The organism is Bradyrhizobium sp. i1.15.2, assembly GCF_040548425.1.
Lineage (GTDB): Bacteria > Pseudomonadota > Alphaproteobacteria > Rhizobiales > Xanthobacteraceae > Bradyrhizobium > Bradyrhizobium canariense.
Map to the genome: position 1 here is coordinate 68,666 of NZ_JBEPRQ010000031.1, position 15,600 is coordinate 84,265.

Sequence of the window (15,600 nt, forward strand, 5' to 3'; positions counted from 1 at the left end):
CAATATGAATTATGCCGAAACAGCGGCGAGCTCGGCGGCGGTCTTGCCGACCAAGCTCTCGTCGACGGGCTTGATGATGCCGTGCTCCATGAGCATATCCTCGAGCTCGTCCATGCTGATTGGCGTCGGGATAGCGCCTTGTCCAGCATTATTGTGGATCTTGGTCGCGAGATTGCGATAGTGATCCGCCTGCTTAGAATCTGGCGCGTACTCCAGCACCGTCATGCGGCGCAGCTCCGCGTGCTGAACGACGTTGTCGCGCGGCACGAAGTAGATCAACTTGCTGCCGAGCTTCTTGGCAAGAGCATCTGCAAGCTCCAGCTCCTTGTCGGTCTGCCGCTCGTTGCAGATCAGGCCGCCGAGGCGCACGCCGCCGGAATTCGCATACTTCAAAATCCCCTTGGAGATGTTGTTGGCGGCATACATCGCCATCATCTCGCCGGACATCACGATGTAGATTTCCTGTGCCTTGTTTTCGCGGATAGGCATCGCGAAGCCGCCGCAGACGACGTCGCCGAGCACGTCGTAAGAGACGTAGTCGATGTTCTCATAGGCGCCATTTTCCTCCAGAAAGTTAATGGAAGTGATCACGCCTCTTCCGGCGCACCCGACCCCCGGCTCCGGACCGCCGGACTCGACGCATCGAATGTCCTTGTAGCCGAGCTTGATGACGTCCTCGATTTCGAGGTCCTCGACGCTGCCGGCATTCGCCGCCAGGCTCAGAATGGTGTCCTGCGCTTTGGCGTGCAGGATAAGGCGGGTCGAGTCTGCTTTGGGATCACAACCGACGATCAGAATCTTTTGGCCCAGCTCAGCAAGGGCCGCCAGCGTATTTTGCGACGTCGTCGATTTACCGATGCCACCCTTGCCATAAAACGCGATTTGTCTCAGCGAAGACATGTTGCTCTCCATCAACCGATTGCCAACTTTTTCGCGCCGAACGCGCGAGGCTGTTTCTCTCTCAGAAACGTGGGCACACGGGTTTCGGGAAGGAGGCCATCGCTCGCCATCGGCGTCGGCGTGCCCTCAGCCCTCACTCGTTGTTGCTGCATTCATTTAGCAACCGGCGTGCCATTTCGTTCGAAGGTGCGTCAAGCGCCTGACCATGCTCGACTAATCGCGCGGCGTCCGAGACCGGATGCCGTGGCGGATGCGACAGCCGCAAGGGCTTTGACAGAAACCGGACAAAGCCTTGGCGCGTTTGTTCCATTACCAGCGCCCGGCGAAAGGGCGCGAACGGGGAACGCCGGGCCTTAGCCCAAGGCGATTGAGGAGATCATACAGTGCGAGATCGGGTTCGAGGACACCGCCATCGAAGGCGAATGTTTCATGACCGGCACGGTGGGTACTTGCCGTCTGATGGGGTGGCATATCGCTTGCTTTACTAGTCCCGGAACGCAGTTTGCGCGTGACGCGATGTTGTTGTGAGGACAATATGTCTGGAATTGGAAGTAAGTTGCCGCCGTTCGACATCACAGGCGTGAAGCCCGGCTTTCACCTGCACCAGGAGAACGGGCAGAGCGCCTTCGAGACGCTGACTGAGAGGAGCTTCCCAGGCAAATGGAAAGTCATCTTCTTTTATCCGAAGGATTTTACATTCGTCTGCCCAACCGAAATCGCAGAGTTTGCCCGCCTTTCCAAGGATTTCGCCGATCGCGATGCAGTCGTACTTGGTGGCTCGACCGATAACGAGTTCTGCAAGCTCGCCTGGCGGCGTGAGCACAAGGACCTGCACCGTCTATCGATCTGGCAGTTTGCCGACTCCAAGGGCGCGCTGGTCGATGGCCTTGGAGTGCGCTCGCGTGACGGCATCGCGCATCGCTACACCTTCATCGTCGATCCTGAGAACACGATCCAGCATGTCTATGCGACAAGCCTCAATGTCGGCCGGAGCCCAAAGGACACGCTACGCGTTCTGGATGCGATACAGACTCACGAGCTCTGCCCTTGCAACCGGGAGATCGGTGGCGATACGCTTAAAATTGCCTGAGGCGACATGTTGATCGTGCAGTTGAAGGAGAAGCTCCCGCATTCGAAGGACATCAGACTCGGTACCGTCTACATGGAGGCTATTTCCTAGAACCCCTAGCCGGCAGAACCACATCGCACCGGCCGTCGCCGAGCTGGCGCATGGCTGCCGTCACCGACACGACTGTTTTGGCGATGCGGCAACCCGACAGTGAGGCAAACAGACCCATGAGCATCGTTGCAAGCCCGATCATCCAGATCAGCTTCCGCCGAATTTCTTAAGCTCGTATTTCAGCAGCCCGCGGATTGAGTTCGGCCGACAAGTCGGAGAGCACCGGCCCAACTCAAACCCACTCATTTCAGAGTGAGCCGATCCGCCTGGCCAGCTCGAAGGTGTCCGCGGCCACATTAAGAGCATCAAGGGCTGGGAAGTCACCGAACCGATTGCGCTCGCGACGCTGTCCTTTACCAAGTACCTGATGTGGAAGGATCTCGTCGACCGCGCAGATTTGCTCAAGAGTAATCCGGTTGCGCGTCACCCGATCGATACCCCGACCCACAGCTACGGTGGGTCCCGGGCGAGCTTCATCGATGCGCGAACCATCGGCGAGATCATCGATCCGATCGAACTGTTCGCGCCGCTCTCGGCCGATTCCTTGTAGATCCCTAGCGTCGTTGCCCCAAGCGCGGCGCGGACTATGTACTGTTCGGCCCGCCCGGGCTAGAGTCCAGACTATCGCCAACTGCCTCGCACGCGAGAAGACGGTGCTGTTCGTCTCGCAGAAGACTGCGGCGCTCGAAGGCGTCAGGCAGCGGATGCAAGCCACCGGGCTCAGCAACTACTGTCTCGAGGTGCACTCGACCAAAGCCGAGAAGTCGAGCGTGCTGGAGCAACTCTCGACCGCCTGGCGCGAGCGCAATCTCGTCATCGAAGAGCACTGGTCGACGGCCACTGGCGACCTGAGGAAGAAGAGCGATCAGTTGAACAGGCTGTTCTCGGCGCTGCACTGATGGCGCGCGAACGGGATGACGGCCTACGAGGGATTGACGTGTGGTGGCGGATCTGGACCGCCTCGCCGACATCGAACTGACATGCGTACAACGCGGCCGAGTCCAGATCGCAAGCCGCGCGGGCGTACTTCGAACTGCCGACCCCTTATTCGTGCGTCGCAGAACGCGAGCGAACTGAAGCCTTAGCCCGATCTGCTGGTATACATGCGCGAAGTTGTAGCGCGCACCGCAATCGCCGAGACGATGCCCCTCACAGGTCACGAAGAACGCATCCGGGCTGCGCCCGAGCAGCAGGTATCGCTCGCGACCGTAACATTCCAGTCGCTGCTCGACGCTCGGGTCCAGCGGTAGGAACCGTTCCTTGCGAAGCTTGGCCAAGTGGAAGCGAAAAGCAATCGGGCAGCGGCCAGGGACGCAATGTCGAGCGTGGCTTCCGTGGCGAGAAGCGCAAGAACGATACGCATTCTTCGACCGACCCCGACGCCCGCTTGTTTCGCAAGGCCGCTGGCAACGAGGCCAAGCTCTGCCACATGGGGCATCTAATGATGGAGAACGGCAACGGGCTGTACGCCTGCAGCAGCAGCGCCCGCAACAGCCGCTCCGGCGGAATCGACGGTCGGCCATGGCGCGCGTACAGCCTGGCAAAGTCGCGACAGATCCTTCAGCGCCGCGTAGGCCACGTCGCGGATGGCACGCTGGGGATGATCCCCTGGAACGCGCTGCTCCAACGGCAGGTAGCTGAATATGTCTTCCGACCGCTGATCTGCCCCGCGCATCGCATCCCCAGCCCAAAGGAATCAGACACATGCACGGAATCACACTCCAACCAACTCGCAAAACCACTGTTTAGCAGCCCGCTAGGTCTTTCAGGTCCTCAATGAACTGTTTTGGAAACTTGCGAAGCTTGTCACCATCAGTCCTGGTAGTTCTCCGACTCAGACCACAGGCAGCTTCAATGAGATCATCGTCTGCCTTAGAGGGGCAAGCGGCTTGACGCCGACCATCGAGCCAGCAGCCCTTTCGAAATCGAGGAAACATGCCCAGCGCGCCAATCACGTGGTGGTCATGAAGTCAGTACTTTTAGACGTGAGCGGCAAGGATGCATCGTCTGCTCTAATCATCCGTCCCAGACGTCCGAGATCATTCGCCAACTTACGAAGACAGAGTAGGCTCTCTCTCAGGGTCTTAGCTGCCGGGTCAGACTTTTCAGCGGCTTTCTCGAACAGGTCGTCGAGGTAGTTCAGGCTGTCGGAAGAGGCGTGAGGGTAATTTCTTTCGGATGGTCTCGGGGGGCGGCGCGCTGCTTACCGCGGCTGCGCCGCTTGCTCAGCTTGCCTCGGCTTCTCAGCTTGCTGCTGTTGGTACGCCAACCACCACTCTCCAAGGAATGGATTGAACCGGCTTGGGTGGAATGCATCAAATTTTCGAGCGCCGTCCACGTTAACCCATTCGCCGACATTTTCCCCAGTCCACCGACGAGCAAGAGCTTGCCGCTCAGTCAATCGTTTGTATGCGCAGCAGGGTCTCGAGCCGGTGCCGACCGTCGTCGATAGGGCCGGACCAATGGCCGAGCCGCTCCTGCACGACAACCTCGAATGAAGGATACCACAGGGGCTTGCCATCCGCCTGAGCCCAATACCAGGGATAACCGCGCGGAACAAAGACTACCCCTGGAAGGCCGAGCGCTCCGGCGATATGGACGGCGAAGCTGTCGGGCCCGACCACGGCGTCGAGATTGGCGATCGCTGCAATGAATTCCGCAGGGTGTTCGATATGCACACCAACATCAATCGGACGGCTCCATCGCTTCAAGTCATGCCGTCGCGCGTCGGTCATCAAACTGACCGGCGTCACCGAGTGAGGAATCACGGCGGCGATCTGCTCCATCGATAGGCCGAGAGCGCCGCCCTCCCACACGAGGCCAACCCAAGGCCTTGGGAAGGCGGCCAAGGCATCCCGCCATCTCGCTGACAGCTCGGCGTCGGGGCGCAGGTAGGGAACATCAACGGCAATGTTCCGCGCGTCCGTCGACAGAATGGGCAATAACGATTGCAGGGGGGTAGTTGAGAGCCCGGGCCTCGGCTCATCGAGAATGGCCTGCTCGGCTAGATTCCTAAGAAGAGCCTGGTAACGTGGCTCCGCGACAACATGCACATTTTGCCGGCTGGTGGCCCGACGCAAGAGACGAGCGAGTGCGATGAATTCGAGGGCGCCAGTCCTCGGTGGCACGATTACTCGCATCACAACTCCCAAGGCGGCCGGCTCGGGCCTCGGGAAGCGACCGAGCGTCAATTCAAGCGCGGTCGCGAGAGATTTAGCCGCTTCATCTTGAGTTTGCGTTCGCGAGACGTAGCTGGCGAGCCTTAGGGCTTCATCAAACCGGCCAACGAACCGCAAAACGTCGGCCAGAAGAAGCGCAGCAGAGGGGTGCGATTTGTGCGCGCGTACGAACGTTGTGAGCTCAGCAATTGCGCGTTCCTCCTCGCCATTGGCAATCATGACGCGGGTAAGGATTTCGCGCGCGCCAAGATGGGTCGGTGCATAGGCGAGCAATCTCCTGCAGGTTGCTTCCGCTTCCGCCCAAAGTCCCATCGCGGCACGGCAATAAGCGAGATGCGAGAGCCCGGCCGTGTCGAGCGGCGCGCGCAGATGCGCGTGTTCAGCAACATTGAGCGCCTGCTCGAAGCAGCCGCATTCAAACAAGAGTACCGACAAATTGCGCAGCGTATCGGGATCGTTGGGAACAAGCTCCAGGGCACGAAGCAGGGCGATCTCGGCCGACGAGTAATCGCGCAAGCCGATATCGAGTGTGCCGAGCTGAAGGAGGGCGCGCGCATTGCCCGGCTCGTGTTCGACAACAGCCTTTGTGATCGCGCGGGCTTCAGCAACGTCACCGCGGCTCTCCAGCGCATGAGCCAGCGTGAGCTTGATCTCCTGGCTGCGTGGGGCGAGCGCCGCTGCGCGTTTGAGGCAAATAACTGCCTCGTCAAACCTGCCGAGCATCTCATGGGCGATCCCGAGGTTAGTAGCAAGCCCAGCGTGATCGGGATGACCGGTCGCCGCCTCCGCCAGCAGCTCGAATGCCAATTCCGTGCGTTGCCGTGCGAGCGCTAGTGCAGCCTTTGCACTGAGCGTATCGGGATCGCTTGTGGCGACGACCTGCTCCAACAGCGTCTCCGCTTCCTCGAGACGGCCGGCCGCAATAAACTCCTGCGCCGTCCTGAGCCGGTCTTGTCGGGTCGGGCCGGCCATGCCAGTGGTCGGCATGCGCATTATGCAACCGTCACGCGTTTGCCGTCGAGGCGGAGATCCTCGCTCACCGTGATGACTTTGCTGTGGGCTGTCTCGGAGGCAATGCCGGTGACCCTGATAACCTGGGTTTCGGTCTGCAATGAGTCGATACGCTCGATCACTGAGACACGTTCGCCCGCCTTCACCGTAAGCAACTCGGCGCTCGCTTCCTGGGTCCGCGCCGAGCATCGGACACGGTCCGCGATTAACGTGTAGAGCTTGCCGATCCAGGTGCCTTTGTTCGCGAGCACGGCAAACAACTTAGCCTGCAAATCGATACTATCAGCGCGAAAGGATATCCGCTGGCGCGCGGCGATGGTGATGGTCTCGCCCTCAATCGATATGTTGCGACATCCTGGTAAGCCGAGCATGCCATCATTGGAAGCCGCCCGCTCGAGCACGGTCACGACGAAGGATTGCTCCACGTTAGCGAAGAGCAGCACTCTGTCCCGTGGTATAGGCCGGATCAGGCAACCAACAGCCACCGTCGCCGTGTGACGAGCGCCAGCGACTTCGACCTCCATCACACTGCCGTCATCGCTGAGTGACACTACATGGGCTGTGTGATGTCCAGGTTCAAGCATGCGCTCGGCCATCGCCAAGCTGTCGCTGTTTGTGACGCGGATTGTCATCGTCATTCCCGCTCTCCAGTCGGCTACATGAAATTTATCGACGTCTTTTGTATGACTTCGTCCTTGCCGGTGCTGGACATGATCTCCGCTGTTCGGTTCACAACCTCGTACTGTTCAGTGTTCAACTTTCCCTTTCTCAATTCTTCTTCTGTGACGGACACGCTAGTCTTGCTGACCTTGCCGTCGCGGCCGACCACCTTCAAATCGTCAACTGGCGCGAGCTTGAAATCGCTTCTTCTGAGAATCTTGGTATCACTATCGGCCGACTTGAAGTCGGGTCCAACGACTGATTTGGTCGAGTTTCCGATCACTTGCTTGATGTCGTTTCCTTGGACGATATCAAGTCTGTTGCCGATCGTTATCGAGTTGAAATCATTGAGATTGACGGAACATTCGCGGGAGACCTTGTACGCGAACGCTTCTCCGAGGAAAATCGATACTTTGCGGGCCATCGTCAGCTTGGTAGCTGCGCCACTCATGCAAGTGAATTTGGTGCCTAGGAAGAGCTCCTTGGTGTTGCCCATCGTCTGCTTTTCCACGTCACCGGTGGTAGTTTCCGACTTATTGCCTTTGTTGATTAACTTGACGCCGTTCGAGGCCGTGAGCGTGATGTCGGCGGGCGTCCCGTTAGCGCCAGCCGTGATTGATATGCCCTTCTCAGCGGAGATATCATAAGTACCTTCCGAGACCTTATGTTGGGAGTTTCCGTTCATGACCTCCGTGGTCTGACCGCGACCGATTTTCATCAATGCGGCACCTTCGACGTTTGCCTGAAAGTCCGCATTGGTGAAGGCAAGCATGCCGGTGTTGTCGCTTTCATACTGACTCGTTCCAGCAAGGCCCTGCTCGACAGTCGTCGTCAGTCCAGTGACAATATTTGCCTCCCCTTCCGAATAAGAACCGAGGCGCAGATAGGTTGATTTCGTCATGGGAGAGACTGGTGTTTCTGGAACGAACAGTCGCGTGTAGGCATTTGGCATCGTAGGCTCCCTAATCGTAGGACTGTCGGCGCCTTAGCGCTGCGCCATCAAGCGGGTTTGAGAGGGCGATAGTGAAACTCCGAACGCGTTCGGATTGGCTCCATTCTGTTTAGTCGGCATCCCCATTTTGGTTGCCGGGGACCCGCCGATCGACAAATTGTCGGACCCGGCCTTGGCGCGCCCAGGACCCATGACAAGGCCAGAGATGACGCCGAGGGCCAAACCCGCATTGTCGCCGTACGATACCGCACGCTCGGTCGTCATGTTGTGCGCAGGCATGCACATGATAAGACAACGAGACTGCGTGGGAATGGCCGCCGTGTTCGTCGCGATGTTCGGATAGGGTGTAGGCACGACGACAGGACCGAATGGTGTGTTGCAGACGTCGGGAAAGCCGTAATCCTTCGCCGACATCGGACCATTTGCATTGACAAAGGTCATCGTTTAGGACCCTCCGTTGAGCGGGACGATGCGGCTCGCATCGTAGAGCTCGGCGATAGCGCGTTCAGATACGGTATGCAGTGTGTTGCCTTGCTGGGGCACGAACAGACGGCCGCCGGCCGACGCGCAATGAAAGTCAGTGCGCAGAAAGCGCGAGCCGGAAAAGTCGCTTCCATCGAGCTTGGCATGATGCATCAGCGCGTAGGACATGTCGGCACCGGAAAATGAAACGAACCTGGCCGATGCACCCGTGAAAACGGCCATCGCCAGTTGTGCGCCCGAGAGATCGCAGCCGTCGAGGCGCGCGTCTGTGAAAACGCACTGCGTCATATTGGCATTACGCAGCTGGGCCGCTCGCAGGTCAGCCCTAACAAAAAGTGCGTTCGGGGCGGTCGTGTTGGAGAGGTCGGCACCCACGAGGCTCGCACCAGTCAAAATTGAGCCGGAGAGGTCGACGCCGGACAGGTTTGTGCGGTTGAGCTTGGCGCCGCTCAGGTTCGCTCGGGCAAGCATCAGCCCGGTGAGATCTCGGTCCGACAGATCGCATTCCGAGAAAACGATCGTGTCGCAACGCATTCCCGTGACCCGCGCACTACGCAAATCAGCTTGCGTGATGGCGGCGTTCGTAAGCGTGGCATTGTCGAGCACGACCTGGGCAAGCCCGCAATCCATGATAGCGCTTTGAGATAGAATCGCGCCGCGCAGGACGGTATGGGCCAAGATGCAACGCATCGCTGTCGTCTGGGTAAACCGCGTCTCGCTGAAGTCGCTATGGCCCAAATCCGATGACATGAACGTCGACTGGGTGAAGCCTGCTCGTCGCCAGTCGGATCCGGCAGCGCGGCAACCAACGAACGTGCATTTTTCGAAGCGAGCGTCGGCGAAGGAAGCACCGTTGAAGTCGCAGTCGTGAAACATCATGCCAGTCAGGGAGGCGCCCGAGAAGCTGCTGTCGCGAAAGGAGGAATTCAGCACAACGCCATCATCCAGGATCAGTCCAGATAGCATCTGGCCATCGACGCGAGCTTCGCGTACGGGGAACCCATGGGCGATCGACTGCAATAGCAGATCAATTGACATGACGCGGGACCATCATGACGGTGCGATCAATATTGGCGTTGCTCAAATCGGCGGCGACTAAAGCAGAGCCCATCAGGTCGGCACCATAGAGATTTGCATGACGCAGGTTGGCGCCGGTCAGGTCGGTCTGATTGAGATGTGCCTCGAGCAGGTTGGCGGCATAGAAGTCGGCGCCGCGCAGATTGTTGCCGGTGAAGACCGCACGTTTCAGCGATGTCATTCGGAAGGAGGCGCGTGCGAGAGTCGACTTACCAAAATAAACACCGTTTAGTCGGGCCAGGTTGAAGTCGCTGCCGCTGAGGTCGGCTGCCTGAAAGGAAAGCGCCTCGGCGCTGCTGCGGCCGAAGCGGGCGTCGCGCAGATCGATGTCGCCGATGAAGCTAACTTGGTCTAATTGCGAGCTGCTGACATCGAGTTGGGGCGCTGCCACCCTGAGAAAGCAGGTTTGCTCGACTCGCGCGTTAGCAAAGCTCGCACCGGACAGCGATAAATCCATGAATTGCGCCCGCCGGAGGATGGCGTCCTCCCAAACGGTATTATCGAGGGTGGCTTGGATAAAGCAGCATTGTTCTAGCTGTGTAGAGCGGAAGGTTGCCGCGATCATCGGCACCCCCAAGATTTGCAGCTCGATAAGACGCGCTCGGTCGAAGCAGGCGCCCGCCATGCGCGCGCTGAGAAGATTGCTGCGCACAAGCAGGCTCCCCGCGAAACGCGTTCCGCGGCAGTCGGCTTCACAAAGATTGGCTTCGGTCAGGTCGGTCGCGCTTAAATTAGCGTTGATGAGCGCCGCGCCTGACAGTGTGGCTTTCATGAGTTTGGCGCCGGCGAGATCGGTCCCGTTGAGATTCGCGCGTTCGAGAAAGGCACCGGAGAAGTCCGCGTTCGTGAATCGTCGCCTGGAGAGGTCGGCGCCGGCCAGATCGCGTCCGGCAACCGTGCCGCCGCGCCGAAATTCCTCTTCCACCAGATCCCCCAGCGCCCGCGCGACAGCTGGCGCCAGCATGGTTTCTGGTCTGAGCGGCTTGGGTGAGGCAAGCCTGGCCGCGGCCATGCCGGCTGCCAATGGACCTTCCGCTTGGTCGATCTCGGCCTGCAGGGCAGTCAGCGCCTTCGTAGATTCCGTTTTGGCCGCGGCGATCGCTGCTTCGGGTCCATCGGCGGTTGCCGCTTGACGGGTTGCACTCAAGGCCTCGAATGGCGGACGCTCATCGGCGGCTAGTGAAGAAAGGACCTTTTTGAGCGCCGCTTCTGCATCGGCGAAGCCGGCCCGCAGACGTGCTGCGGTCTCAGACGGTGTACCGGCGCTCTCGATCTGCGCCAGTATCTCGTCAATCGACAGGCGCGGCGGCGCTTCCGGGGCGACGCTGCGCGCTTCATCCGGCAGGACCAACGTCGGAATATCGGGAAGTGAAAAGGCGTCGTCCGCTATGGCGTTGCGTATCGGCTCTAGCGGCCGGCCAGCCGCCAGGTTAAAGAAACGAGCATGCGCAAGCTCGAGTTGCTTTTGCTCGTCGAGCGGCTGCTGTGCCGTACCGACGAGGTTGCCGCGCCAGTTCCTAGCGCGCGTGAGCCTGTCTTTGATATCGCCCAGGAAGGCCGGATCAATGTCCACCGGCAGCGGCAGATCTCCCTCTAGGCTCGCGTCCATCGACCCCGCAGCGTCCATGGAGGAGATCGCGGCAAGCAAGGCGTCGATATCGTTCGATGCGGCGTTTCCGTCGGCAATCTTTCCATGGGCTGCGCGTGCGGGTTCGTATTGCGCTGCGAGCTTGTCGATGTCGGATTCCGCCTTCTCCTGTACTTTCTCCAACGCGTCGAGGATCTCGGCCAATTCGATCTCGCCGCTCTCGAGTTCTTCGGGCAACAGTTCCGGAATACTCGAGGGTTCGATGGATGGTATCTCGATCGCGGGGCGCAGCGAAGGCGGAAGGTCAATTCGCGCGAGTTCCCGATCGAGCGCCCAGCGCATGGAGGCCATCTTCCGCTCTGTACGCTGTTCGGCCAGTTGGCGCCGCCGCGTTGCGCGGCGCTCGCGTTCGGCAACCGAAGGCCCAGGGGTGAGTTGATGTTCTGAAAAGGCATAGCGTGCGGCCGTCTTCGGGGCGAGCCGCAACCGCCGAACGGTCAGATAATGATCTAACGGACGCGCGGGCTCGCTTTGTCGCTCGTAGGCGACCATAATGTCGCCAACGTCACCGCCGTCCAATTCCTGCATGGCAATCGAGGTGCGGTAGATCATGATGCCGCGGCGGGCGCCCGCGAACAGCCACAGGGTATCGATGCGCGTCTGCAGTTCCGTGACGCCCCGCGCCGCATCGCTCCAGCCGATGAAGCAGCGCACGCGAAAGGCCGGTAGACGATCTGCAATGAACGGATGCTCCGCCGAGAAGTTCTGCAGCGCATAGGGTTCTCCGCCGCAGATAAAGCCGGTCATGCGCTGGTCTGGCGGAGCGAATAGAAAAAGGCGCGGATCAGCGTCGGTCGCCAGAGCTGGCGCGACCGATTTCAGCCACGCAGCGTCATAGGTTCCCGCGTATTGCAGACGCTCCCTATCATCAAGCGCCATTGGTCCGAACGTTGCAGGCGGTGCGCTTGTGTCAATGAACTGAATCGCATGCTCGGGGCTTTCGAGGTTGGGCAGGGCCACCAATTCGCCGGCCATGCTGCGGCGGAGAGCCTCATGGCCGGCGCCGAGTCGGTTCGCAGCGTAGTCGGGCCCCCCAAACGCGCGTTGGCGCGTTAGCGGTATTTGATGGAACGGTTGCACGGCTGTCGGTCGCCAGCCGGAGGCTGCCATCTGCCAATAGCGGTCGCCCGTCACCAGAAGGTGCTTCTGCATCGACCCGACGGTCCAGCCCAACATCATGCGCTCGGTCAGCCGCCCCTCTGGTGCCGCGGCATGTCCGCCGATGAGCACTTCCGCTTGCGGCTTGGGCATGCCGATGTCGAGAGGGTTGCCGGGCGGAAGCTCCTTCGCTGCCATAACCCAGAGGTCCTGCTCGCCTTCCAGACGGCCCGCACCCGGGTTGGCCAGGTCGAACATCGCGAAAACGGAAATGACGAGGCTCGCCCCTGGCGGATGGCGCTCGCATTTCGTCAAAAGACCCAATGTGCGCGGCTTTACAATAATAGGCATAAGACCCGCCGAGACAATTGTCGCTTCTTAGCTATATTTCTCAAACATGACGGACTTTCGGTCCGCCCATGCGGACGCGTCTTTGTGTCACCTGCCAAATCAGGTGGGTAGCCAAGTCAGCAGAGGGGGGCGTAGATGGCCGATCCGAACTGCAGGAGATTGATCAAGAAAGCCGCGACTTTCTTCTGTGGCGCCCTCATCGGCTCGGAACCCGCTCGCGCGACCAGATGGAAGACTGCGTCGGGGCTTGCGGCGATTGCCGAAATGGACAAGCGCTCCGGTTTGCAGAAAACCAAGCGCTTCGCTGTCGTTGGAAATCTGCCCTCTGGAGACGAAGCTGTTGGTGCACTGGGAGCCGGAATCACTACATTGCGTGGCCCGCCCGTCATTCTAGCCGACGCGCTGTGTTTGGTCGCAGTCGAGGAAGGCAAATCGTCGATGTCGGCCGGGTACCAGGCTGCGGATCGCAAGTGACCAAGCTTACCGAATGGGCCGCGCGATCCAAGTAGCAAGACCGAACGGCTGAGCGCGTATGCCAGAAACTGGGCGACGGAAGTGTCTCTTGAAGCCTACATGACAATCAAGGGGAAGAAGCAGGCGATATATCCAAGGATGCCTGCAAGCCGGAAGGAAAGAATTGCCTTCACCATCGTTCCGCGTGACATGACGAGTGGTGTCGCCACGGGCCCGCAACCACCAGCCGGTGCTCTTCGCCAAGTTCTTCGATCGGGGCTCGTCGCTGCTGCCAACGAGGTGCTCGAACAGGAGGTCTGCGAGTCGGACGAATTGTCCAACGCACAACGTAGATACGCGGGGAATATACACCGATCCGTTTGGTGGCTTGAGATCTCGCGGTACGATCAAGTCGATCTGTTCGGACCAAAATATCGAGCGCATGTAGCCGCAGGGCGCTGGGATCGTACCGGTGAGCCTGCGTCACGGTCAGTGATTCACCAAATGAGATGCGAATTGGGAACAACCAGCCTCCGCGCCGAGACTCAACCGGTGGATCGTTCATGGACGGCGTGAGGCCTTAAGTGCGATGACCGCGTTCCACGAAATCTCGCTTGCTTCTCTCCGTTCCCGGGTTTGGCTGATCGTTGGCGGCCAGGCAAAGGCCCCAAGTACACTCAGTGCGTCTCACCAAGCGGGCCATTCACTTGCTACGCTTCGCTCCCAGGTTTGGCAAATGGTCGGCGGACTGGCCGAGGCCGCGAATGCGATGACTGCGCTCAATGGAGAGGGGCTTTCACCTCATCGGCTCTTTGCCGGGGGCGGGGCAACTCCAGCTTCGGGGAGCGCTGCAATGCGACAGGTCGAAAAGGGAACGAATAGTGGAGGCGAAAGGGGGCGCGGGCCAAACTTTGCGAGCGCAGTAAAATGCGGATTGTGCCTTGTTGGCGCGGGCTACGCCTATAATGAGGTCGCAAACGACTTCTTCCTTTCGACCACGTCACTGCACGACGGGAAGAAGGGCTTCACCAGTAACGAACGGCTCAGGTTGGCTCTGGCGAAGGCGAGGGAGTATTACACATCGTATCACGCCGCCGACCCTGACACTCGGCGTTTCAATGAACGTCCCCTCAACCCAATCCGCACCTGCGGTATGAACCTGTTCGTAACGATGATCGACTACCGGGCGGCGACTTACGTGCACGTTGCGCACCTGGTCGATTCCATGCCGGCGCACGCTTCGCTACTTCTGAACCTGAGTTGCATGAAGGGCCATCTTGTCAAGGACGAGTGCGTGGCCAAGTATAAACCGCCGAAGGTGCCGAAGGATCCGGACCTGACGAACAGTCCCTTATACGACAGAAAGAACAAGTACGCATTGACGGGCGTGCTTAACGAGACAACTGGCGCTTACGGCTACACTTCGCGATCGGTCACTCAGCCCTTCGTGAACAAGGGCGTGCAGCACTTCCGGGGCGCCTTCCAAGGCGAGAAGGGACTAACTTTCAAGCGATGCGTCGAGAGGCTGGAGCCACTGCTCAAGAAGCACCGCGGCCTCAGAGAGGAGGCCCAGTTCGCGGCTGGGCAGACCATCCTGAACTTCAGGCAGGTGTACGCTGCGGATCCGCATTGGGGCCACGCTGAGAACGTCGTGATGCAGACCTTGCGCGAGCACGGCTGGCTGTCACGGGCGGAAACCGACAGGCTCGATGCGACTCTTATGTTCGAGGATCCAAATAAGAATCTGCTCAAACGCAACAAAAGCTGGGTTGGGCCAGGACTGCACCAACTCGACACCTGGTTTCAGAAATGGCGAGCGGGTCATGATCGCGCGATAGGCCAGGACTTTAACCACCCGGACATCGATGACATGAAATATCTGCCCATCGCGCACGTCAAGTTGAACGAGCAAGGCAATGGATTCGAAGACTGCTCGGGGCTGGGTGACTCGTTCACGTGCGCCAATGCCGTTGCCTGCATCAATCACGCGCGCTTGATGAGTGGACAGCCACGCCTTCCAAAGGAGGACGTTATAGTCATCATCGCGTGTCTGAACGCCGTCTACGAAGACACGACGTCAATACGGCATACGCTCCAGGAGACGGCACGTGGCTGCTTCGCTGGTGCTGGTTACACCATCGAAGACGCGGATGAGTTCTACGAGACGGTGTGTCGGAAGGCCTCGCGAGAGTATTACGGTGGCAGATATCTCTCGAAGCAGAGTTGACGCCGTAAGGAGTCGTGCATTAGCGAGCGCCGCTATCGAGGCAGTCTGAACCGCAACGCGAATTACGTCCGATCATCGCGTGCATGCTTCCTGAGACTCTGGACATCAAATCCGATAGGTTGAAAAAGACGGTTCGTTCCAGCAATGATAACGCGGGACGTGACCGCATGTTGCCACTTCAAGAACGATTTCGGTCGCGCTCTAAGAACGGGAAGTTGGCCATGACGGTGCCGCGGTCACCCCGGAGAGCGCAGCCTTTGACCGAGGCTTTGTCTCTTGTTGGATAGTCGTCCGTTAAGAAGCCGAATTGAGCGGGAGCGGACAGGCAAGCGTATGCGATAGCTGGATCAGGAAGAGGCACAAGAGTTCTCTGAGCCAGGC

At 59.4% G+C, this 15,600-nt stretch carries 12 protein-coding genes and 2 pseudogenes; 6 read left to right on the plus strand and 8 right to left on the minus strand.

Going from position 1 to position 15,600, the window contains the following annotated elements; translation table 11 throughout:
* Positions 1–9: 9 nt before the first annotated feature.
* Positions 10–900: a nitrogenase iron protein gene (nifH, locus tag ABIB80_RS34005; RefSeq protein ID WP_279682290.1), complete on the minus strand. Its 891-nt coding sequence runs from the start codon at positions 898–900 to the stop codon at positions 10–12.
* Positions 901–1,435: 535 nt separating this feature from the next.
* Between nifH and ABIB80_RS34010 the strand changes: the two genes are divergently transcribed.
* The 4 genes and pseudogenes from ABIB80_RS34010 to ABIB80_RS34025 form a co-directional block, all read left to right on the plus strand.
* On the plus strand, positions 1,436–1,990 hold the full coding sequence (locus ABIB80_RS34010; RefSeq protein ID WP_354129079.1) for a peroxiredoxin: 555 nt from the start codon (positions 1,436–1,438) through the stop codon (positions 1,988–1,990).
* 457 nt (positions 1,991–2,447) lie between these two features.
* A complete protein-coding gene (locus ABIB80_RS34015) occupies positions 2,448–2,630 on the plus strand; it encodes a hypothetical protein (RefSeq protein ID WP_354129064.1) in 183 nt (60 codons plus the stop codon).
* A 103-nt stretch (positions 2,631–2,733) separates the two neighbouring features.
* Entirely contained in the window at positions 2,734–2,979 is a 246-nt protein-coding gene (locus ABIB80_RS34020) for a hypothetical protein (protein WP_354129065.1), read from the plus strand.
* Positions 2,980–3,377: 398 nt separating this feature from the next.
* A pseudogene (locus ABIB80_RS34025) lies at positions 3,378–3,545 on the plus strand (IS5/IS1182 family transposase); the annotation flags it as partial.
* Here ABIB80_RS34025 and ABIB80_RS34030 read toward each other — a convergent pair.
* The 7 genes and pseudogenes from ABIB80_RS34030 to ABIB80_RS34060 form a co-directional block, all read right to left on the minus strand.
* A pseudogene (locus ABIB80_RS34030) lies at positions 3,545–3,755 on the minus strand (transposase); the annotation flags it as partial. The pseudogenes ABIB80_RS34025 and ABIB80_RS34030 sit on opposite strands and share 1 nt — an antisense overlap.
* Before the next feature lie 718 nt (positions 3,756–4,473).
* Positions 4,474–6,246, minus strand: a complete 1,773-nt coding sequence (locus ABIB80_RS34035) for a tetratricopeptide repeat protein (protein ID WP_354129066.1) — start codon at positions 6,244–6,246, stop codon at positions 4,474–4,476.
* A 5-nt stretch (positions 6,247–6,251) separates the two neighbouring features.
* Positions 6,252–6,908: a DUF3540 domain-containing protein gene (locus ABIB80_RS34040; RefSeq protein ID WP_354129067.1), complete on the minus strand. Its 657-nt coding sequence runs from the start codon at positions 6,906–6,908 to the stop codon at positions 6,252–6,254.
* Between the two features lie 17 nt (positions 6,909–6,925).
* Positions 6,926–7,882: a hypothetical protein gene (locus ABIB80_RS34045; RefSeq protein WP_354129068.1), complete on the minus strand. Its 957-nt coding sequence runs from the start codon at positions 7,880–7,882 to the stop codon at positions 6,926–6,928.
* 33 nt (positions 7,883–7,915) lie between these two features.
* The gene (locus ABIB80_RS34050) at positions 7,916–8,323 is read right to left on the minus strand and encodes a DUF4150 domain-containing protein (protein ID WP_354129069.1); all 408 of its coding nucleotides are present in this window, start codon (positions 8,321–8,323) and stop codon (positions 7,916–7,918) included.
* Positions 8,324–8,326: 3 nt separating this feature from the next.
* The gene (locus tag ABIB80_RS34055) at positions 8,327–9,403 is read right to left on the minus strand and encodes a pentapeptide repeat-containing protein (protein WP_354129070.1); all 1,077 of its coding nucleotides are present in this window, start codon (positions 9,401–9,403) and stop codon (positions 8,327–8,329) included.
* Positions 9,393–12,539 (minus strand): DUF2169 family type VI secretion system accessory protein, encoded by a 3,147-nt coding sequence (locus ABIB80_RS34060; protein ID WP_354129071.1) that lies wholly within the window; start codon positions 12,537–12,539, stop codon positions 9,393–9,395. The genes ABIB80_RS34055 and ABIB80_RS34060 overlap by 11 nt, the downstream gene beginning before the upstream one ends.
* A 135-nt stretch (positions 12,540–12,674) precedes the next feature.
* Here ABIB80_RS34060 and ABIB80_RS34065 point away from each other — a divergent pair, with 135 nt between their 5' ends.
* Together ABIB80_RS34065 and xopAG are read left to right on the plus strand one after the other, a co-directional pair.
* A complete protein-coding gene (locus tag ABIB80_RS34065) occupies positions 12,675–13,013 on the plus strand; it encodes a hypothetical protein (RefSeq protein ID WP_354129072.1) in 339 nt (112 codons plus the stop codon).
* Positions 13,014–13,845: 832 nt separating this feature from the next.
* Entirely contained in the window at positions 13,846–15,219 is a 1,374-nt protein-coding gene (xopAG, locus tag ABIB80_RS34070; RefSeq protein WP_354129073.1) for a XopAG/AvrGf1 family type III secretion system effector, read from the plus strand.
* Positions 15,220–15,600 lie beyond the last annotated feature (381 nt).